Source organism: Microvirga mediterraneensis (assembly GCF_013520865.1).
Taxonomy (GTDB): Bacteria; Pseudomonadota; Alphaproteobacteria; order Rhizobiales; family Beijerinckiaceae; genus Microvirga; species Microvirga mediterraneensis.
Window position 1 is genome coordinate 1986602 of record NZ_JACDXJ010000001.1, and the last position, 19272, is coordinate 2005873.

Annotated in this window: 15 protein-coding genes; all 15 read left to right on the forward strand. The window is 66.0% G+C overall.

The window, feature by feature from the left end:
- Positions 1–2: 2 nt before the first annotated feature.
- The 15 genes from H0S73_RS09355 (at position 3) to H0S73_RS09425 (ending at position 19261) form a co-directional block, all read left to right on the forward strand.
- On the forward strand, positions 3–1805 hold the full coding sequence (locus H0S73_RS09355; RefSeq protein ID WP_343058293.1) for a peptidoglycan D,D-transpeptidase FtsI family protein: 1803 nt from the start codon (positions 3–5) through the stop codon (positions 1803–1805).
- 5 nt (positions 1806–1810) lie between these two features.
- Positions 1811–3271, forward strand: a complete 1461-nt coding sequence (locus H0S73_RS09360) for a UDP-N-acetylmuramoyl-L-alanyl-D-glutamate--2,6-diaminopimelate ligase (protein ID WP_425488184.1) — start codon at positions 1811–1813, stop codon at positions 3269–3271.
- A complete protein-coding gene (locus H0S73_RS09365) occupies positions 3268–4701 on the forward strand; it encodes a UDP-N-acetylmuramoylalanyl-D-glutamyl-2,6-diaminopimelate--D-alanyl-D-alanine ligase (RefSeq protein ID WP_181051913.1) in 1434 nt (477 codons plus the stop codon). Before H0S73_RS09360 ends, H0S73_RS09365 begins: the two co-directional genes overlap by 4 nt.
- A 3-nt stretch (positions 4702–4704) precedes the next feature.
- On the forward strand, positions 4705–5790 hold the full coding sequence (gene mraY, locus H0S73_RS09370) for a phospho-N-acetylmuramoyl-pentapeptide-transferase (RefSeq protein ID WP_181051914.1): 1086 nt from the start codon (positions 4705–4707) through the stop codon (positions 5788–5790).
- A gap of 5 nt (positions 5791–5795) precedes the next feature.
- Positions 5796–7187, forward strand: a complete 1392-nt coding sequence (murD, locus tag H0S73_RS09375; RefSeq protein WP_181051915.1) for a UDP-N-acetylmuramoyl-L-alanine--D-glutamate ligase — start codon at positions 5796–5798, stop codon at positions 7185–7187.
- Positions 7188–7189: 2 nt separating this feature from the next.
- Positions 7190–8335: a putative lipid II flippase FtsW gene (gene ftsW, locus H0S73_RS09380; protein ID WP_181051916.1), complete on the forward strand. Its 1146-nt coding sequence runs from the start codon at positions 7190–7192 to the stop codon at positions 8333–8335.
- A complete protein-coding gene (gene murG, locus H0S73_RS09385; protein WP_181051917.1) occupies positions 8332–9450 on the forward strand; it encodes an undecaprenyldiphospho-muramoylpentapeptide beta-N-acetylglucosaminyltransferase in 1119 nt (372 codons plus the stop codon). The genes ftsW and murG overlap by 4 nt, the downstream gene beginning before the upstream one ends.
- Positions 9447–10865 (forward strand): UDP-N-acetylmuramate--L-alanine ligase, encoded by a 1419-nt coding sequence (gene murC / locus H0S73_RS09390; RefSeq protein WP_181051918.1) that lies wholly within the window; start codon positions 9447–9449, stop codon positions 10863–10865. Before murG ends, murC begins: the two co-directional genes overlap by 4 nt.
- Positions 10865–11785 (forward strand): UDP-N-acetylmuramate dehydrogenase, encoded by a 921-nt coding sequence (murB, locus tag H0S73_RS09395; protein WP_202049788.1) that lies wholly within the window; start codon positions 10865–10867, stop codon positions 11783–11785. Before murC ends, murB begins: the two co-directional genes overlap by 1 nt.
- A gap of 55 nt (positions 11786–11840) precedes the next feature.
- Positions 11841–12764: a D-alanine--D-alanine ligase gene (locus H0S73_RS09400; protein WP_181051920.1), complete on the forward strand. Its 924-nt coding sequence runs from the start codon at positions 11841–11843 to the stop codon at positions 12762–12764.
- Positions 12731–13720, forward strand: a complete 990-nt coding sequence (locus H0S73_RS09405; RefSeq protein ID WP_181051921.1) for a cell division protein FtsQ/DivIB — start codon at positions 12731–12733, stop codon at positions 13718–13720. The genes H0S73_RS09400 and H0S73_RS09405 overlap by 34 nt, the downstream gene beginning before the upstream one ends.
- The gene (gene ftsA / locus H0S73_RS09410; RefSeq protein WP_181051922.1) at positions 13717–15039 is read left to right on the forward strand and encodes a cell division protein FtsA; all 1323 of its coding nucleotides are present in this window, start codon (positions 13717–13719) and stop codon (positions 15037–15039) included. Before H0S73_RS09405 ends, ftsA begins: the two co-directional genes overlap by 4 nt.
- A 105-nt stretch (positions 15040–15144) precedes the next feature.
- The gene (ftsZ, locus tag H0S73_RS09415) at positions 15145–16839 is read left to right on the forward strand and encodes a cell division protein FtsZ (RefSeq protein ID WP_181051923.1); all 1695 of its coding nucleotides are present in this window, start codon (positions 15145–15147) and stop codon (positions 16837–16839) included.
- Positions 16840–17132: 293 nt separating this feature from the next.
- Positions 17133–18077, forward strand: a complete 945-nt coding sequence (gene lpxC, locus H0S73_RS09420) for a UDP-3-O-acyl-N-acetylglucosamine deacetylase (protein ID WP_181051924.1) — start codon at positions 17133–17135, stop codon at positions 18075–18077.
- A 287-nt stretch (positions 18078–18364) separates the two neighbouring features.
- Positions 18365–19261: an outer membrane protein assembly factor BamD gene (locus H0S73_RS09425; protein ID WP_181051925.1), complete on the forward strand. Its 897-nt coding sequence runs from the start codon at positions 18365–18367 to the stop codon at positions 19259–19261.
- Positions 19262–19272 lie beyond the last annotated feature (11 nt).

Sequence of the window (19272 nt, forward strand, 5' to 3'; positions counted from 1 at the left end):
TCGTGTTGCAAGAGCCCCAAACCGAATGGCAGGGTGAGAACCTTTCCGAAGAAGCGTATCCGGAGCACGCTTCGGCGCGGCGCGCGAAGCGCGGCATCCTCGGTCACGCCCGGGAGCTGTTCCGCCTGCGCCACGACAAGAGCACCTCGCGCGTGGGCCTCGCGGCCGCGTGCTTCGTCGGGCTGTTCAGCCTCATCGGCGGACGTCTCGTCTATCTCGCCGTCACGAGCGAGAACACGAGCGAAGTGCGCCGCGCGGCGTCGTCGGAAATTTCCGCCGCCCGTCCCGACATCGTCGACCGCAACGGCGAGATCCTGGCGACCGACGTGAAGATGGTGTCGGTCTTCGCGGAGCCGCGCAACATCATCGACAAGGACGAGGCGGTCGAGTTGCTCACCGCCGTCCTGCCCGATCTCGACGCTACGGACCTGCGCAACAAGCTCGGCACCAAGAAGGGCTTCGTCTGGGTCAAGCGCGAGATCACGCCGCGCCAGCAGGCGGAAGTGCATCGCCTCGGCATTCCCGGCATCGGATTCCTGCCCGAGAACAAGCGCATCTATCCCAATGCGGAAGCCGCCGCCCACGTGCTCGGCTTCGCCAACGTGGACAACGTCGGCATCGCCGGGATGGAGAAATACATCGACAGCATGGGCCTGCAGGATCTCAACGGCGCGGGCTTCAACATCTCCGCCGCGGACCTGAAGCCCGTCCAGCTCTCCCTCGATCTGCGCGTGCAGCATGCGTTGCGCGACGAGCTTGCGAAGGGCATGGCGAAGTTCAAGGCCAAGGCGACGGCGGGCGCGATCCTGGACGTGAACACCGGCGAGATCATCGCCCTCGTGTCGCTGCCGGACTACGATCCCAACAACCCGGTGGACGCGCTCGACAAGGACCGGATCAACCGCATCAATGTCGGCGTGTTCGAGATGGGCTCGACCTTCAAAGCGCTCACCGTCGCGATGGCGCTCGATTCCGGCAAGTACAACATCAACTCGACCTTCGATGCGCGCTCCGGCCTGCGCTACGGCAAGTTCACCATCGGCGATTACCATGCCACGCGCCGGGTGCTCACCACGCCGGAGGTCTTTGTGCACTCGTCCAACATCGGCACCGCGCGCATGGCGCTCGGCATCGGCGTGGAAGGGCACAAGGCCTTCCTGCGCAAGATGGGCCAGCTCTCGCGTCTCGAGACCGAGCTGCCGGAAAGCGCCCTGCCGATCATTCCGCCGCGCTGGGGCGAGCTCAACACCATGACCATCGCGTTCGGCCACGGCCTCGCGGTCGCGCCGCTCCAGGCGCTCATGGCCGTCGGCGCTCTGGTCAATGGCGGCGTGCTGATCAAGCCGACCTTCCTGAAGCGCACCGAGGCCGAGGCAAGGCAGAGCGCCCTTCAGGTGATCCGGCCCGAGACGAGCGAGGCCATGCGCTATGTGATGCGCCTCAACGCCTCCGTGCCGGAAGGCTCGGCGAGCTCCGCGGCCATCGCGGGCTTCTTCGTGGGCGGGAAAACCGGCACGGCCGAGAAAGTGATCAACGGCCGCTATTCCAAGAACAAGAACCTCACCACCTTCACGGCGGTGGTGCCGGCCGACAAACCGAAATACGTGTTCCTCACGATCATGGACGAGCCTCAGGCCGTGGAGGGAACCTACGGCTTCTCGACCGCAGGCTGGAACGCCGGTCCCGTGACCGGAAATATCGTCGAACGCGTGGCGCCGCTGCTCAGCGTGCCGCCGCGCTTCGAGGCGCCCTCGCAGCCATTCCCGTTGATGTCGCGCCTCGGCGCCTGGGGCAGCAACCGATGAGCGAAATGACGAAGAAACTCGGCGATCTGGTCGTTGAAGCGCAGGGGCATGAACATGCCCCTCTCGCCGTTTCGGGGATCGCCTCCGACAGCCGCAAGGTGGGGCAGGGCACCCTGTTCTTCGCCGTGCCCGGCACGAAGGTGGACGGCATGAGTTTCGTGCCGCAGGCGGTGGCGGCCGGCGCGGTCGCCATCGTCGGCGAGGCGGCGCGCCCGTCCGATCTGCCGGGCCATGTCGCTTATGTTCAGGTCGGCGACGTGCGCCGCACGCTGGCTCTCGCGGCGGCGCGTTTCCATCCGATGCAGCCGGAGAAGGTCGTCGCCGTCACGGGGACGAGCGGCAAGAGCTCGGTGGCCGATTTCGTGCGCCAGCTCTTCGCGCATCTCGGCTACAAGTCCGCGAGCGTCGGCACGCTCGGCATCATCACGTCCGACGGCGCCGCCTACGGCTCGCTCACCACGCCGGATCCGATCTCGCTGCACGAGAACTTCGACCGCCTCGCCCGTGACGGCGTTACGCGGCTCGCCATGGAAGCGTCCTCGCACGGCATCGACCAGCGCCGCCTCGACGGCGTGCGCCTGCAGGTTGCGGGCTTCACCAATCTCGGGCGCGATCATCTCGATTACCACGCCACGACGGAAGCCTATGCGCAGGCGAAGATGCGCCTGTTCGACACGCTTCTGCCCATTGATGCGCCTGCCATCATCAATGCGGACGGACCCTATGCGGACATCTTCCTGCAGGGAGTGCGCGACCGCGGGCTGAAGCTCATCACCACGGGCCGGGCGGGCGAGACGCTCCGTCTCGTCGAAGCCCGTGCTGAAGGTTTCACGCAGGCGCTCACCGTCGAAGCATATGGAAAGACCATCCGGACGACGCTGCCGCTGCTCGGAGCCTTCCAGGTCGAGAACGCTCTCGTGGCGGCGGGCCTCGTCCTCGCCGTCGAAGGCGAGGGCAGGGCCGAGGACGTGCTGAAGGGATTCGAGACCCTCAAGGGCGTGTCGGGCCGCCTGGAGCAGGTGGGCGAGGTCGACGGCGCGATCTGCATCGTCGATTACGCGCACAAGCCCGATGCGCTCGCCCACGTGCTCGATGCCCTGCGCCCCTTCGTGAAGGGACGTCTGTTCTGCGTCGTCGGCTGCGGCGGCGACCGGGACCGGGGAAAACGTCCGCTCATGGGACGCATCGCCTCCGACAAGGCGGATGTGGTCATCGTCACGGACGATAATCCTCGCTCCGAGGATCCGGCCGCCATCCGCGCCGAGGTCATGAAGGCCGCGCCCGGCGCGCGGGAAATCGGCGACCGGGCCGAGGCCATCCGCACGGCCGTGAAGGAGCTTCGGGAAGGCGATATTCTGGTCGTGGCCGGCAAAGGTCATGAAACGGGCCAAATCATCGGCGACCGGACCCTGCCGTTCTCGGACCACGACGAAGTCCGGGCGGCCATTGCGGAGAGGCAGGGATGAATTCGCCCCTATGGACCTTGGATGAAATCCTAGCCGCCACCGGCGCCCGCGTCGGTGGTGGCTTCGCACAGGCGACAGGGGCGTCCATCGACACGCGCACCCTCGAGCCCGGCGATCTCTACTTCGCCATCAAGGGCGATGTGCATGACGGGCACGATTTCGTGGCGGCGGCCCTGGAGAAGGGCGCGGCGGCGGCTGTCGTGGCGGAGGAAAAGGCTTCCGCCTTCAGGGATTCCGACAGGCCCGTCATCGTGCCGGACGTGCTCGAATCCATGCGCAGGCTCGGGCGCGCCGCGCGAGAGCGCACGGACGCGAAGATCGTCGCCATCACGGGTTCCGTCGGCAAGACCGGCACGAAGGAGGCCATGCGCCTCGCGCTCGCCCGGCAGGGCGCGACCCATGCGTCGGTCGCGTCCTACAACAATCATTGGGGCGTGCCGCTGACTCTCGCCCGCATGCCGCGCGAGAGCGCCTTCGGCGTGTTCGAGATCGGCATGAACCATGCGTACGAGATCCTGCCGCTGACCGGCATGGTGCGTCCGCACGTGGCGGTGATCACCACGGTCGAGCCGGTCCATATCGAGTTCTTCCCCTCGCTCTGGGGCATCGCCGATGCCAAGGGCGAGATCTTCGCGGGGCTGGAGCCCGGCGGCACGGCGGTCATCAGCCGCGACAACGCCTATTTCGAGCGGATGCGCGCCCATGCCACTGCGTCCCCGGCCGGCCGCGTGATCACCTTCGGCGAGCATGAGGCGGCGGATATCCGGGCGCACCGCATCATCGTGAAGCCCGATCATTCGGTCGTGGACGCGACGATCTTCGGCCAGCCCCTGACCTACCGGATCGGCACGGCGGGCCGGCACATCGCGCTCAATTCCCTGAGCGTGCTCGCGGCCTCCCATGCGCTCGGCGCCGACCTCGCGCTCGTGGCGCTCTCCTTCGCGGAGCTGAAGCCGCCGGTCGGGCGCGGCGAGCGGACCATGCTTGCCCTCGGCGACGATGAGGCGTTGCTGATCGACGAGAGCTACAATGCCAATCCCGCGTCCATGCGGGCGGCCTTCGCCAATCTGGGGGCGGTGGAACTCGGGCGCGGCGCACGACGCATCGCCGTCCTGGGCGACATGAAGGAACTCGGCGAAACGGGGCCCCGCCTGCACGCGGAGCTCGCGGAGGCCATCGAGGCGAACAGGATCGACCTTTTGTTCGCGGCCGGTCCCCTGATGCGGAACCTCGTCGATGCGCTGCCGAAGGCCAAAGTCGCCGCCCATGTGGACACATCGGCCGAACTGGTCGATGCCGTCTGCGCGGCGGTGCGTCCCGGCGATGCAGTCACCGTCAAGGGCTCGCTCAGCATGAAGATGGCCCTGGTTGTCAAAGCTTTGAAAGAACGTTACGGCGCGAGCCCGACGGCAAACGCGCTGAAAGGATAATCGATGTTGACCTGGTTGGCTGAGCTCAGCCCCTATTTCAGTCCGCTCAATATTTTCCGCTACATCACGTTCCGGACCGGCGGCGCGACGGCGACCGCCCTGCTGATCGTCTTCCTCTTCGGCCCGTGGATGATCTCGCTCCTGCGCCTGCGCCAGGGCAAGGGACAGCCGATTCGCGAGGATGGGCCGCAATCGCACCTTCTGACGAAGCGCGGCACGCCGACCATGGGCGGCCTGATGATCCTGGCGGGCGTACTGATCTCGACGCTCTTGTGGGCGAACCTAGCCAACCACTATGTCTGGGTCGTGCTGTTCGTCACCGTGGGCTTCGGCGCCATCGGGTTCTACGACGATTACCTGAAGGTGACGAAGCAGTCGCACAAGGGCTTCTCCGGGAAGTCGCGGCTCGCCATCGAGGCCCTGATCGCGGCGGTTGCCTGCCTGGCGATCTCCTACATGGCGACGCCCGGGCTTGCGAACAAGCTGGCGCTGCCCTTCTCGAAGGACCTGATCTTCAATCTCGGCTGGTTCTACATCGTCTTCGCCGGCTTCGTGATCGTCGGCGCGGGCAACGCCGTCAACATCACCGACGGTCTCGACGGTCTCGCCATCGTGCCCGTGATGATCGCGGCCGGCACCTTCGGTTTCATCGCCTATCTGACCGGCAACGCGGTGTTCTCCAACTACCTGCAGATCCATTTCGTGCCCGGCACCGGCGAGCTTGCGGTCATCTGCGGCGCGCTCATCGGGGCGGGCCTCGGCTTCCTCTGGTTCAACGCGCCTCCGGCCCAGATCTTCATGGGCGACACCGGATCTCTCGCTCTCGGCGGCCTTCTCGGCACCATTGCGGTGGCGGCCAAGCACGAATTCGTGCTCGCCATCGTGGGCGGCCTCTTCGTGCTGGAGATCATGTCCGTGATCATCCAGGTCGCGTCGTTCAAGCTCACAGGCAAGCGCGTCTTCAAGATGGCGCCGATCCACCATCATTTCGAGCAGCTGGGCTGGACCGAGCCGCAGGTGGTGATCCGCTTCTGGATCATCTCCGTCGTGCTGGCGCTCACCGGCCTCGCTACCCTCAAGCTGCGGTAAGGCGCATGATCCCCGTCACCACCTTCGCGGGCAAAACGGTTGCGCTCTTCGGCCTCGGCGGATCGGGTCTGGCGACGGCTCTCGCCCTGAAGGCGGGTGGCGCGCATGTGGTCGCCTGCGACGACAATCCGGCCAAGATGGCGGAAGCCGGCGCGAAGGGCATCGAAACCGCCGATCTGCGCGAGGCGGATTGGTCGCGCTTCTCGTCCTTCATCCTCTCGCCCGGCGTGCCGCTGACGCATCCCGAGCCTCACTGGTCGGCGCGGCTCGCGAGGCAAGCGGGCGTCGAGATCATCGGCGACATCGAGCTGTTCTGCCGCGAACGGGCCAAGATCGCGCCGAATGCGCCGTTCGTCGCGATTACCGGCACCAACGGCAAGTCCACCACGACGGCTTTGATCGCGCATATCCTGCGCGAGGCCGGTCGCGACGTGCAGATGGGCGGCAATATCGGCACGGCCATCCTGTCGCTCGAGCCGCCGTCCGATACCCGCATCCACGTGATCGAGTGCTCGTCGTTCCAGATCGACCTCACGCCCTCGCTCGCCCCCACAATCGGTGTTCACCTCAACCTTTCGCCCGATCACATCGACCGGCACGGGACGATGGAGCTTTATGCGGCCATCAAGGAGCGTCTGGTGGCGAAGGCGGGGCTTGCCGTCATCGGCATCGATGATGCGATGAGCCGCGCCATCGCCGAGGCCTGCGAGGGCAGGGGCGTGAACGTGGCGCGTGTTTCCGTCGAGCCCATCGGGGCGAAGGGTGTCTTCGCCGATGGGGAAACGCTCGTCGGCGTGACGGATTCCGACACGGCTCCCTTGGCCGATCTGGCAGGCATCGGTGCCCTGCGCGGCGCGCACAATGCGCAGAACGCCGCCGCGGCAGTCGCGGTCGCCCTGGCCCTCGACGTTTCGCTGGAAAAAATCCGGTCCGGCCTCGGCACCTTCCCCGGCCTGCCGCATCGCATGGAGGAGGTTGGGCGCATTGGCCATGCCCTCTTCATCAACGACTCGAAGGCCACCAATGCGGATTCCACCGAGAAGGCGCTGAAGTCCTTCGACGACATTTTCTGGATCCTCGGCGGCAAGGCTAAGGAAGGCGGCATCGAGCCGCTGGAATCCTACTTCCCGAAGATCCGCAAGGCCTATCTCATCGGCGCAGCCGCGGACGAATTTTCCAGGACGCTCGGCAGCGACGTGGCGCATGTCCTGTCCGGCACGCTCGACAGGGCCGTCGAACAGGCGGCCGCGGACGCGCTGGCGATGGGCGGACCCGCCGTCGTCCTGCTGTCGCCGGCCTGCGCGTCCTACGATCAATTTCCCAATTACGAAGTGCGCGGAAACCACTTCCGCGATCTGGTCCGGGCATTGCCCGGCATCGAAGCCAAGGGGGCTTAGACATGGTGTCACGCGCGGAACGCTCGGCTTTCGGCGATTGGTGGTGGACGGTCGACCGCCTGCTCCTCGCAGGCCTCGCCATCCTCATGCTGGCCGGCCTCGTCTTTCTCATGGCGGGCGGTCCGCCGGTCGCGGAGCGCCTCGGGCTCTCCACGTTCCACTTCGTGAACCGGCAGGTGATGTTCCTCATCCCGGCCTTGTTCATCATGATCCCGGTCTCATTCCTGTCGCTGCGCCACATTCGGCGTCTCGCGCTGCTGGTCTATGCGATCGGCATGGTGCTGATCCTGCTGGCGTTCCAGTACGGTCCCGAGATCAAGGGCGCGCATCGCTGGATCATGATCGGCCCGCTCGGCCTGCAGCCGTCGGAATTCGTGAAGCCCGCCTTTGTGGTTCTCTCCGCCTGGGCGTTCTCGGAAGGCGCGCGGCGCAAGGACGTGCCGGGCACGCTGCTGGCGCTTCTTCTCCTGCCGGCCACCATCGTGCCGCTCATTCTCCAGCCGGATTTCGGCCAGACCATGCTCATCACTATCGTGTGGTGCGGCCTGTTCTTCATCGCCGGGCTGCACTGGTTCTGGGTGATGGGCCTCGGCGGCGCAGGGCTTGTCGGCATCGTGGCGGCCTATGAGTTCCTGCCGCACGTGCGCGCCCGCATCGAGCGCTTCCTCGACAAGGATTCCGGCGACACCTTCCAGGTGGATACGGCGATGGAATCCTTCTCCCGCGGCGGCTGGCTCGGACGCGGGCCGGGCGAGGGCACGGTCAAGCGCATCCTGCCGGACGCCCATACGGACTTCATCTTCGCCGTCACGGCGGAAGAGTTCGGCCTCATCGTGTGCATCGCGCTGCTTCTCATCTTCGCCTTCATCGTGCTGCGCGGCCTGACGCTCGCGCGCCGTAACGAGGATACGTTCTGCCGACTCGCGGCCACGGGCCTGATCTTCATGTTCGGCCTCCAAGCCTGCATCAACATGATGGTGAACGTGCATCTCATGCCCGCCAAGGGCATGACGCTGCCGTTCATCTCCTATGGCGGATCTTCGCTGCTCTCGCTCGCGCTCGGCATGGGCTTCCTGATCGCCCTCACGCGACGGCGCCCGCGGGCCGAGATGATGGACACCTACAATCAGGATTGGCCGCGCGGATGAAGTCACCTCTCATCCTCCTGACCGCCGGCGGCACCGGCGGTCATCTTTTTCCGGCCGAAGCATTGGCGAATGCCTTGAAGGCCTCCGGCGCCAGGGTGGCGCTCGCCACCGACAAGCGCGCCAACGCCTATGCGGGCTCCTTCCCGACCGACGAGATCGTCGAGATCCCGTCCGCGACGCCTTCCGGCCGCTCGCTGCCGCAGATGGCGAAGGCCGCGCTGCTGCTGGGGCAGGGGACCTTGAAGGCCGCGTCTCTCATTCGCAAGATGAAGCCGGCCGTGGTCGTGGGCTTCGGCGGTTATCCCACCGTGCCGCCCGTGCTCGCCGCATCGTTCCTCAAGGTGCCGACGGTGATCCATGAGGCGAACGGCGTGATGGGGCGGGCCAACCGGCTCCTCGCCCGCCGCGCCACGGTGATCGCCACGGGCTTTTCCGGCATCAAGGGCGTTCCGGCGAACGTGCCGGGCAAGAGCATCCACACCGGCAATCCGATCCGTCCGGCGGTGCTGGACGCCGCGCGGCAGGCCTATGCGGGCCTGGAGAACGACGGCAAGCTTCGTCTCCTCGTCGTCGGCGGCAGCCAGGGCGCCCGGGTGATGAGCGACGTGGTCCCCCCGGCCATCGAGCGCCTGCCGGCGGACCTGCGGGCCCGCCTTTCCATCACCCAGCAGGCCCGGGGCGAGGACCTTGAGCGGGTCCGCGAGCATTACCGGACGCTCGGGGTGGAGTTCGAGGCCGAGCCCTTCTTCAAGGACCTGCCGCACCGGCTGGCCCAGGCCCACCTCGTCGTCTCCCGATCCGGCGCGTCGACCGTGGCGGAACTCGCGGTGATTGGTCGCCCGTCGATCCTCGTGCCCCTGCCGGGCTCCCTCGACCAGGACCAGGCGGCCAATGCCAAAACCCTGGGAGATCTGGGCGCTGCCATCGTTTGTCCGCAATCGGACTTCACCCCTGAGAGGCTGGCTCAGGAAATTAAGCTCTTTTTTCAAGAGCCTGACCGCTTGACCAGGGCCGCCGCCGCCGCACATAGCGCCAGCATCACGGATGCGGCCGAGCGTCTTGCGCAGGCCGTCCTCACCCTTGTCCCTTCGAACAATAACGGAAAAAACCCATGAAACTGCCGCCGAAGCTTGGTCCCATTCACTTCATCGGCATCGGCGGCATCGGCATGTCGGGCATCGCCGAGGTCATGCACAACCTGGGTTACACGGTTCAGGGCTCCGACGCGGCCGACAACTACAACGTCAAGCGCCTCAACGATAAGGGCATCAGGACCTTCATCGGCCACAAGGCCGAGAACGTGGAGGATGCCGAGATCGTCGTGGTCTCGACCGCGATCAAGCGCGACAACCCGGAGCTGGTCGTCGCCCGCGAGAAGCGCCTGCCGGTCGTGCGCCGGGCCGAGATGCTGGCCGAGCTGATGCGCTTCAAGTCCTGCGTGGCGGTGGCGGGCACCCACGGCAAGACGACCACGACCTCCCTCGTGGCGACGCTGCTCGATGCGGGCGGACTCGACCCCACGGTCATCAACGGCGGCATCATCAACGCCTACGGGACCAATGCCCGCATGGGTGACGGCCAGTGGATGGTCGTGGAGGCGGACGAATCCGACGGCACCTTCCTGAAGCTCCCGGCGGACGTGGCCATCGTGACCAATATCGACGCCGAGCACCTCGATCATTTCGGGACCTACGACGCCATCAAGGACGCCTTCCACTCCTTCATCAACTCGATCCCGTTCTACGGTTTCGCCGTGATGTGCATCGACCATCCGACCGTGCAGGACCTCGTGGGCCGCATCGAGGACCGGCGCATCATCACCTACGGTGAGAACCCGCAGGCCGACGTGCGCATCATGGATGTCGATCCGCGGGGCGGCCAGACCAAGTTCCGCGTGATGATCCGCGACCGCCGCCCGGGCTTCCGTCTCGAGCTTGAAGACCTCGTGCTGCCGATGCCGGGCGCGCACAACGCGCTCAACGCCACGGCGGCGATCGCGGTCGCGCATGAGCTCGGCGTCACGCCCGATGCGATCCGCAAGGCGCTCGCGGGCTTCGGCGGCGTGAAGCGCCGCTTCACCCGCACGGGCGAGTGGAACGGCGTCACGGTGTTCGACGATTACGGCCACCACCCCATCGAGATCGCCGCCGTGCTGAAGGCCGCGCGCGCCTCGACGGAGGGGCAGGTCATCGCCGTGGTGCAGCCACACCGCTATTCACGTCTGTCGTCGCTCTTCGACCAGTTCTGCACCTGCTTCAACGATGCGGATGCGGTCGTCGTCGCGCCGGTCTATGCGGCGGGCGAGCAGCCCATTCCCGGCGCCGACCGCGACGGTCTCGTGTCGGGCCTCAAGGCCCGCGGCCACCGCAACGTGATGTCGCTCGAAAAGTCCGAGGATCTCGCCGGGCTCATCAAGGGTGTGGCGAAACCGGGCGATTACGTGATCTGCCTCGGCGCCGGCAACATCACCCAATGGGCTTATGCCCTGCCGGGCGAACTCGAGGCTTTGGGCGGCGAGAAGGCGGCGTGATGTTCGCCGATATCCTTCCCGACCTGAAGGCCGCCATGCCCGAACTGCGCGGCAAGCTGGAGGCCAATGCGCCGACGGCGCCGCTGTCGTGGTTCCGCACGGGCGGACCGGCGCAGGTTCTGTTCACCCCGGCCGATGCGGACGATCTCGCTTACTTTCTGCAGCGTCTCGACCGCGCCATGCCGGTCCTCGTCGTGGGCCTCGGCTCCAACCTTCTCATCCGCGACGGCGGATGGGAGGGCGTGATCGTCCGGCTGGGCAAGGGCTTCGCCGACGTGTCGGTCGAGCCGGGCTTGCGCGTGCGCGCCGGTGCCGGTGCGCCCGACGTGAAGGTGGCGCGGGCGGCGGCGGAGGCGGGCATCGCCGGCCTGTCATTCCTGCGCGGCATTCCCGGCGCCATCGGCGGGGCCCTGCGCATGAACGGCGGCGCCTATGGCGGCGAGACGAAGGACGTGCTCGTCGAAGCCAGGGGCGTCACGCGCACCGGCGAGGCGGTGAGCTTCACCAACGCGCAGATGGGCTTCACCTATCGCCATTCGAGCGTGCCGGACGACGTGATCTTCACCGAAGCTCTGTTCGAGGGACGTCCCGGCAATCCGGACGAGATTCTCGCCGAGATGAACGCCATCACAGAGGCGCGCTCCTCCACCCAGCCGGTCAATACGAGAACGGGCGGCTCCACCTTCAAGAACCCGCCTGGCCGGAAGGCCTGGGAACTGGTCGATGCCGCGGGCTGCCGTGGGCTACGCATCGGCGATGCCCAGGTGTCGGAGATGCATTGCAACTTCCTGATCAACCATGGCTCCGCCTCGGCGGCCGACATCGAAGGTCTGGGAGAAGAGGTGCGCCGCCGCGTCCGCGAGATGTCGGGCGTGGAGCTCGAATGGGAAATCAAGCGGGTCGGAAAGCCGAAAGCCTGATTCGCATCATTCTTTGATAATCCCGGAACGCCGGGTACATGAAGGGGAGAGACCCATGGCGAAGCACGTTGCCATCCTCTATGGCGGCTGGTCGGCGGAGCGCGAGGTGAGCCTCAATTCCGGCCGGGCCTGCTGCAAGGCTCTCGAAGGGCTGGGATACAAGGTCACTCCCATCGACGTGCAGCCGGACATTGCCACCGTGCTCCAGGCGGTCGCGCCGGACGTGGTGTTCAACGCGCTCCATGGCCGTGTCGGAGAGGATGGAACCATCCAGGGTCTGCTGGAAGTCTTAAGAATCCCCTATACCCATTCCGGAGTTCTCGCCTCTGCGCTCGCCATGCAGAAGGACAAGGCCAAAATGGTCATGGAAGCGGCCGGCGTGCCCGTGCCCCAGGGAAAGGTCGTTAACCGTTTGGAGGCGGCCAAAAGCCACGTCCTTCCGGCTCCCTATGTGATCAAACCGGTCAACGAGGGCTCGTCCGTCGGCGTCATCATCGTCCGCGAGGACCGCTCCCATCCGCCCCAGGAACTGATGCGTGAGGATTGGGCCTTCGGCGAGAAAGTCCTTGTAGAATCATATGTTGCGGGCCGGGAACTCACCTGCGCGGTGATGGGCGACAGGGCGCTCGGGGTCATCGACATCCAGCCCGCCACCGGGGTCTTCTACGATTACGATGCGAAATATGTGAAGGGCGGCTCCATTCACGTCCTCCCGGCAGAAATTAAACCGAATATTTACCAAAAGGTCCAAGAGTTGGCGTTAACGGCGCATCAAGCGCTCGGCTGTCGGGGAATCAGCCGTGCCGACTTGCGGTACGACGATACTCCCGGGGGGACCGGGGAACTCGTTGTTCTCGAGGTCAACACCCAACCCGGCATGACCGAGACGAGCTTGGTGCCAGAACTGGCAGCCCACGCGGGCTATTCGTTTGGCGAGCTTGTGCAATGGATGGTGGAGGACGCTACCTGCAACCGATGACGGCCTACCCGGCCGGCTTCGCCGTTGCGCGCTCTTCCTCCGGTCACCGGGGGGCGGGCGCCGCCCCCTTCAAAAAGCCCTCGCGAATCAAGAAACTCTTCGGATCCTCGCGCAGCGTGCGCCGGCGTTCGGCCAGCGTTCCGCTCGAGCGGCGCCTTCCGCGTTTCCTCGGAACGGGCCTAGCCCTCGGCTTCTTCGGCGCGGTCGTCGGCTTCGGCCTCTGGCAGGGCGGCCATATCGACGGCTTCATCCGCGAATACGGCGAGCCGCATCATGCCCTGGCGCGATCGGTCGGCCTCGGGCTCGATCAGGTGACGATCTCCGGCATCTCGCAGATGACCGAGAAGGAAGTGCTCGCCGCAGCGGGCATCAATTCCAAGCTGTCGCTCGCCTTCCTCGACGTGAACGACCTGCGCGAGCGCCTCGAGCGCGTGCCGATGGTCAAGACGGCGACCGTGCGCAAGCTCTATCCGAACGAGCTCGTCATCACGCTCACGGAACGCGAGGCGCATGGGATCTGGCAGAACAACGGCGAGTTGTTCGTGATCGCGGCGGACGGCACGGTGATCGACCTGATGCAGGACGAGCGCTATCTCAACCTGCCGTTCGTGGTGGGCGAGGGCGCCAACACCCGCAGCAAGGACTATCTCGCGCTGCTCGAGGCTGCGGGTCCGCTCAAGAGCCGCATCCGTGCTGGCACCCTCGTGGCCGGGCGGCGCTGGACGCTCAAGATGGACAACGGCATGGACGTGCGCCTGCCGGAACTCGGGGCGGCCGATGCGCTGTCCCGTCTCGTGAAGCTCGAGAACGAGCAGAAGATTCTGGAAAAGGACGTGCTGGCGGTCGATCTGCGCATGGCGGATCGCGTCGTCGTCCGGTTGACGGAAGAGGCAGCCCTGGCCCGCGCCGAGGCGCTCAAGAAGAAACCAATGCGCGGCAAGGGGGTCGACACATGAGTCTCTCGGGTCACGGTTTGACGCCACGCCTGAAGCCGCTGTCCGCGCGCAAGAGCGCGATCCTGTCGGTCCTCGACGTGGGAACGAGCAAGATCGTCTGCGTCGTGGCGGAGCTGAAGCCGGCCGACGAGGTCGAGGCCCTGCGCAGCCGCACCCACGTGGCACGCATCCTCGGCATCGGCCATCAGCGTTCCATGGGCCTCAAGGGCGGCGTGGTGGTCGATCTGGAAGCGGCCGAAACGGCGATCCGCCAGGCGGTTCACGCCGCCGAGCGGATGGCGAAGGTCGAGATCCAGTCGGTGATCGTCAACCTCACCGGCGGGCGCCTCGCGTCCGAGCATTTCGAGGCGCATATCCCGGTGCGCGGCGCGGTGAGCTCCGGCGACATCCATCGCGTGCTCGATGCCGCGTCGAGCTACGATCTGCGGCGCGGCCGCACGGTTCTTCATGCTCTGCCCACGGGCTTCTCGCTCGACCGGCAGCAGCACATCGTCGATCCGGCCGGCATGATCGGCGAGCGTCTCGGCGCGGACCTGCATGTGGTCACGTCCGAGGCGGCGGCGGCGCGCAACCTGATGCTCGCGGTCGAGCGCTGCCATCTCGGCGTCGAGGCCGTGATCGCCACGCCCTACGCGGCGGGCCTGTCCGCTCTCGTCGACGACGAGGCCGACATGGGCTGCGCCGTGGTCGACATGGGCGGCGGCACCACGAGCGTCGGCATCTTTTCCAACGGGCATCTGGTTCATTCGGATGCCATCGCGGTCGGCGGTCACCACGTGACCATGGATATCGCGCGCGGTCTCACGACCCGCGTGTCCGCGGCCGAACGGCTCAAGACCCTCTACGGCTCCGCCATCACGTCGAGCGCGGATGACCGGGACATGATCGCGGTGCCGCAGGTCGACGAGGACGAACGCGACGTTCCGAATCATCTGCCGAAATCGCACCTCGTTCGCATCATCAAGCCGCGGGTCGAGGAAGTTCTCGAACTCGTGCGCGACCGGTTGAAAGGCGCGGGCTTTGCGGCCCAGGCCGGACGGCGGGTCGTGCTGACGGGCGGCGCGAGCCAGCTCGTCGGGCTGCCGGAAACGGCGCGCCGCATCTTGCAGGGTCAGGTTCGTGTCGGGCGTCCGCTCGGCATCAAGGGCTTGCCTGAAGCGGCAAAGGGCCCTGCCTTTTCGGCAGTGGTCGGCCTCCTGGTTTATCCGCAGGTGGCGCATATCGAGTATTTCGAGCCGCGCTCCAGCGGCTTGTTTCAGAGTACGGGAACCGACGGCTACTTCTCGCGAGTGGGCCGCTGGATTCGCGAGAGTTTTTAAACCGAGTAACGCGTTGGCGCGGCGGGCCATCGTGATGAGTTCAAGTTAACAAGGGTCAGCGTCCGCCAAACGCTCATCAGTACAAGGCCAGAAGAGGCACAGGTCATGGCTATCAATCAGCAAGCTCCGGATATCCGGGAACTCAGGCCGCACATCACGGTTTTCGGCGTCGGCGGTGCCGGCGGCAATGCCGTGAACAACATGATTGAATCCGGTCTGGAGGGCGTCGAGTTCGTGGTGTCGAACACCGACGCGCAGGCACTGGCCTCGTCCAAGGCGCAGCGCGTGGTCCAGATGGGCATTCAGGTGACGGAAGGCCTCGGCGCCGGCTCGCAGCCGGAAGTGGGCCGCGCGGCCGCCGAAGAGGTGATCGACGAGATCCGCGATCAGCTCGCCGGCTCGCACATGGTGTTCATCACCGCCGGCATGGGCGGCGGCACCGGCACGGGCGCTGCTCCCGTCGTGGCACGGGCGGCCCGCGAGCTCGGTATACTGACTGTCGGCGTCGTCACGAAGCCGTTCCAGTTCGAAGGCGTGCGCCGCATGCGTCTGGCCGAGGCCGGCATCAACGAGCTGCAGCAGGCGGTGGACACGCTCATCGTGATCCCGAACCAGAACCTGTTCCGCGTCGCCACCGAGAAGACGACCTTCGCGGATGCCTTCGCCATGGCCGACCAGGTGCTCTATTCCGGCGTCGCCTGCATCACCGACCTGATGGTGAAGGAAGGCCTCATCAACCTCGACTTCGCCGACGTGCGCTCCGTCATGCGCGGCATGGGCAAGGCCATGATGGGCACGGGCGAGGCTTCCGGCGAGAAGCGCGCCATCCGGGCGGCCGAGGCGGCCATCGCCAACCCGCTCCTCGACGACGTGTCGATGAAGGGCGCGCGCGGCCTGCTGATCTCGATCACGGGCGGCAACGACCTCACCCTCTATGAACTCGACGAAGCCGCGACCCGCATCCGCGAGGAAGTGGACCAGGATGCCAACATCATCCTCGGCGCGACCTTCGACGAGAGCCTGGAAGGCATCATCCGCGTGTCCGTCGTGGCGACCGGCATCGACCATGCCATGCTGGAGAACGGCGGCGACCTGACCGCCACCGAGCAGCGCATCTCCGAGGTGGCCGAGCGCCTGCGCGCCGAGGCCCGGGCCCGCGCCACCACCCCCCAGGCCACGCCGACCTTTCGCTCCGCCGCCCAAGCCGAACCGGTGAAGGCGGCTCCGATCCTGAACCAGGGCACGCCCGTCATGGCTTCGACCCCGGCTCCGGCGCCCATCGCCGCCCAGCCGCTCGAGCCCGCGCCGCAGCCCATGATTCGCGACGACGTGGTCCTCACGCCGGCCCAGCCCCGTCAGGCGGTCGCCTACGAGGCTCCGGCCCCGCAGGCCCCGGTCTACGAGGAGCCGATGGACCAGGGCGCCTTCATCCCGCCGCAGGCGGAACGCGCCATGCGTCCGGCCCGGATGCCGCGAATCGACGAGCTGCCGATGCCGGCGCAGAATCAGATCCGCGCCAGCCGTGGGGAGGAGCCCTCCCACGAGCATAAGCCGTCGCTGATCCAGCGCCTCGCGACCATCGGCTTCGGCCGCCGCGAGGAGGCCCAGCACGCTCCCGCCGAGCCGCGCCAGGAAGCGCCGCGCCAGGCCATGTCGTCGGTCCACGCCGAGTACGCCCGTCGGCCTATGCCGGCCCAGGCGCAGCGTCCCCAGCAGGCTCCGATGGCGCCGGCGCCCCGGGGGCACTCGGAAGACGACCAGCTGGAGATTCCCGCCTTCCTGCGTCGTCAGGCCAACTGATTTGACCTGACAGGCCTGTAAGAGCTGTTACAGAAAGGCCCCCAGCCGGATCCGGCTGGGGGCCTTATTCATTAAAAATCCATTAATTTCAACGGGTTGAGAGTTATCCAAATTGTAACACAAAGTAAGAAAGCGTGATTTGGCCTAGCCTGACCGGAGGACTAATGTGCCTCAACGTTTTAAGGGGCAGCGCTAATGAGAAGCCTGCCGGTCGGAAGTCACAAGCAGCAACTGCACCTTCCCCGGCGAAATCGGCTCAGTTTGGCGACAAGGGTAGTTGAGGTTCAGGACTAATGAAGCAAAGCCAGCAAACCACGCTTCGCGCTGCCGTGACCCTCGTTGGAACCGGAGTTCATTCCGGGGATGAAGTGAAGATGATCCTTCACCCGGCTGAAGCGAACCATGGTATTGCTTTCCTGCGCACCGGCTTGGCCGGCGGCCTGGATCGGCTGATCGACGCCCGCCACCTGGCGGTGACCGCAACCGAGCTCTGCACCGTGATCGGTGATCGCGACACGGGCGCGGTGGCCACGATCGAGCACCTGATGGCGGCCCTGTCCGGCCTCGGGATCGACAACGTCCTCGTCGAGATCGACGGGCCGGAAGTTCCGATCCTGGACGGCAGCTCGGCTCCCTTCATCGACGCCATCGACCAGGTCGGCGTCGCGGTTCAAAGCGCCACCCGCCGTTATCTCAAGGTTCTCAAGCCGGTCCGCATCACACAGGGCAAGGCCTTCGCCGAGCTTCTTCCCAACGACCGCGCGTTCCGCCTGGACGTGGAGATCGATTTCCCCACTCCGGTGATCGGCCGCCAGCGCAAGGTCGTCGATCTTTCGCCCTCCGTCTTCCGCCGTGAAATCTCCCGCGCCCGCACCTTCGGCTTCATGCGCGACGTGGAGAAGCTCTGGAGCGCCGGCTTCGCCCTCGGCGCCTCCCTGGAGAATACGGTCGCCATCGGCGACGACGGCGTCATGAACCCCGAGGGCCTGCGCTACTCGGACGAGTTCGTCCGCCACAAGCTGCTCGACGCGGTCGGCGATCTGTCCCTCGCTGGGTTGCCCCTGCTCGGCACCTACCGGTCCTATTGCGGCGGCCATCGCATGAATTTCTCGGTGCTCGAGGCCCTGTTCTCGAACCGCTCCAACTACGCGATCGTGGACGCCGTTCCCCGCCGCGAGCCGGCCTATGCCGATCTCGGCAGCGTGGCGGCTTCCGTTCTCTCCCCCGAGATGCACTGAGCGGCGGTCCCGGAACGGGACTTTCGCCTTTCGACGTCGCTCGATGCTTCCTCCTCCGGCTGGAGCACCGCTCGGCCGCCGGCCTGAAGAATAATCTCAGGCGCCAAGGCGGCTCCCGCCCTGGCCGAATATCCAAGCGCCCATTGGCCGCATGATTTCATGCAGGCTTTCTTAATTCCTATTGGGTAAACCCTCATGTATGGGCTTGGCTCTGGCCCCATGCTTGGGCTAAAGAACCCTGGTGCACCGTTAAAACATCGGGCACGATTTTTGGAGGACCGCGAGGCATGTCGTTCGCGAAGGCTTATTCAGGTATGAAAGGCGCGTCGGCCCGCGCCCTGATCCTCGGCGTTTGCGCCCTGGGGCTCGCGGGCTGCGAATCCCTTTCGTCGCTGAACCCGTTCGACAAGGGCGAAACCTACAAGCCCGAGATCGTGGCGAACGCTCCTGCGGAAGAGATCTACAACGACGGTCTTGCCCGGGTGCAGAAGGGCGATTTCGACGGCGCCGTGAAGAAGTTCGGCAGCCTCGACAAGCAGTATCCCTATTCCGAATGGTCCCGTAAGGGGCTGATCATGGAGGCCTATGCCAATTACGAGGGCGGCTTCTACGAGGAATCGATCACCGCTTCCAGGCGCTATCTGCAGAGCTATCCCAACACGTCGGATGCGGCCTACGCCCAGTACCTGATGGCGTCGTCCTATTACGACCAGATCCCGGACATCACCCGCGATCAGGAGAAGTCCGAGCGCGCCATCCTGGCGCTGCAGGAGCTGATCCAGCGCTACCCGAGTTCAGAATACGTGGCCGATGCCAAGAAGAAGCTCCAGGTCGCCAGCGATCAGCTCGCCGGCAAGGAGCTTGAAGTCGGCCGCTTCTACCTCCAGAAGCGCAACTACGCGGGCGCCATCAACCGCTTCCGCACCGTGGTCTCGCGCTACCAGACGACCCGCCACGTGGAAGAGGCGCTCGAGCGCCTCACCGAAGCCTACATGGCCATGGGCATCGTCAACGAGGCGCAGACCGCCGCAGCCGTTCTCGGTCACAACTTCCCTGACAGTCCTTGGTACAAGGACGCCCATGCTCTGCTGACCAAGGGCGGCGTCGAGCCGCGCGAGGATTCCCAGTCCTGGATCAGCAAGGCCTTCCGTGGCGTTCCGCAGGTCAGTCAGCGTACGGGCTAAGCCTCACCCTC

Excerpts from the sequence above, each read along its gene's own strand:
- H0S73_RS09360 (WP_425488184.1), top strand. The coding sequence starts at position 1,811 with ATGACGAAGAAACTCGGCGATCTGGTCGTTGAAGCGCAGGGGCATGAA.
- H0S73_RS09365 (WP_181051913.1), top strand. The coding sequence starts at position 3,268 with ATGAATTCGCCCCTATGGACCTTGGATGAAATCCTAGCCGCCACCGGC.
- mraY (WP_181051914.1), top strand. The coding sequence starts at position 4,705 with ATGTTGACCTGGTTGGCTGAGCTCAGCCCCTATTTCAGTCCGCTCAAT.
- murD (WP_181051915.1), top strand. The coding sequence starts at position 5,796 with ATGATCCCCGTCACCACCTTCGCGGGCAAAACGGTTGCGCTCTTCGGC.
- ftsW (WP_181051916.1), top strand. The coding sequence starts at position 7,190 with ATGGTGTCACGCGCGGAACGCTCGGCTTTCGGCGATTGGTGGTGGACG.
- murG (WP_181051917.1), top strand. The coding sequence starts at position 8,332 with ATGAAGTCACCTCTCATCCTCCTGACCGCCGGCGGCACCGGCGGTCAT.
- murC (WP_181051918.1), top strand. The coding sequence starts at position 9,447 with ATGAAACTGCCGCCGAAGCTTGGTCCCATTCACTTCATCGGCATCGGC.
- murB (WP_202049788.1), top strand. The coding sequence starts at position 10,865 with ATGTTCGCCGATATCCTTCCCGACCTGAAGGCCGCCATGCCCGAACTG.
- H0S73_RS09400 (WP_181051920.1), top strand. The coding sequence starts at position 11,841 with ATGGCGAAGCACGTTGCCATCCTCTATGGCGGCTGGTCGGCGGAGCGC.
- H0S73_RS09405 (WP_181051921.1), top strand. The coding sequence starts at position 12,731 with ATGGATGGTGGAGGACGCTACCTGCAACCGATGACGGCCTACCCGGCC.
- ftsA (WP_181051922.1), top strand. The coding sequence starts at position 13,717 with ATGAGTCTCTCGGGTCACGGTTTGACGCCACGCCTGAAGCCGCTGTCC.
- ftsZ (WP_181051923.1), top strand. The coding sequence starts at position 15,145 with ATGGCTATCAATCAGCAAGCTCCGGATATCCGGGAACTCAGGCCGCAC.
- lpxC (WP_181051924.1), top strand. The coding sequence starts at position 17,133 with ATGAAGCAAAGCCAGCAAACCACGCTTCGCGCTGCCGTGACCCTCGTT.
- H0S73_RS09425 (WP_181051925.1), top strand. The coding sequence starts at position 18,365 with ATGTCGTTCGCGAAGGCTTATTCAGGTATGAAAGGCGCGTCGGCCCGC.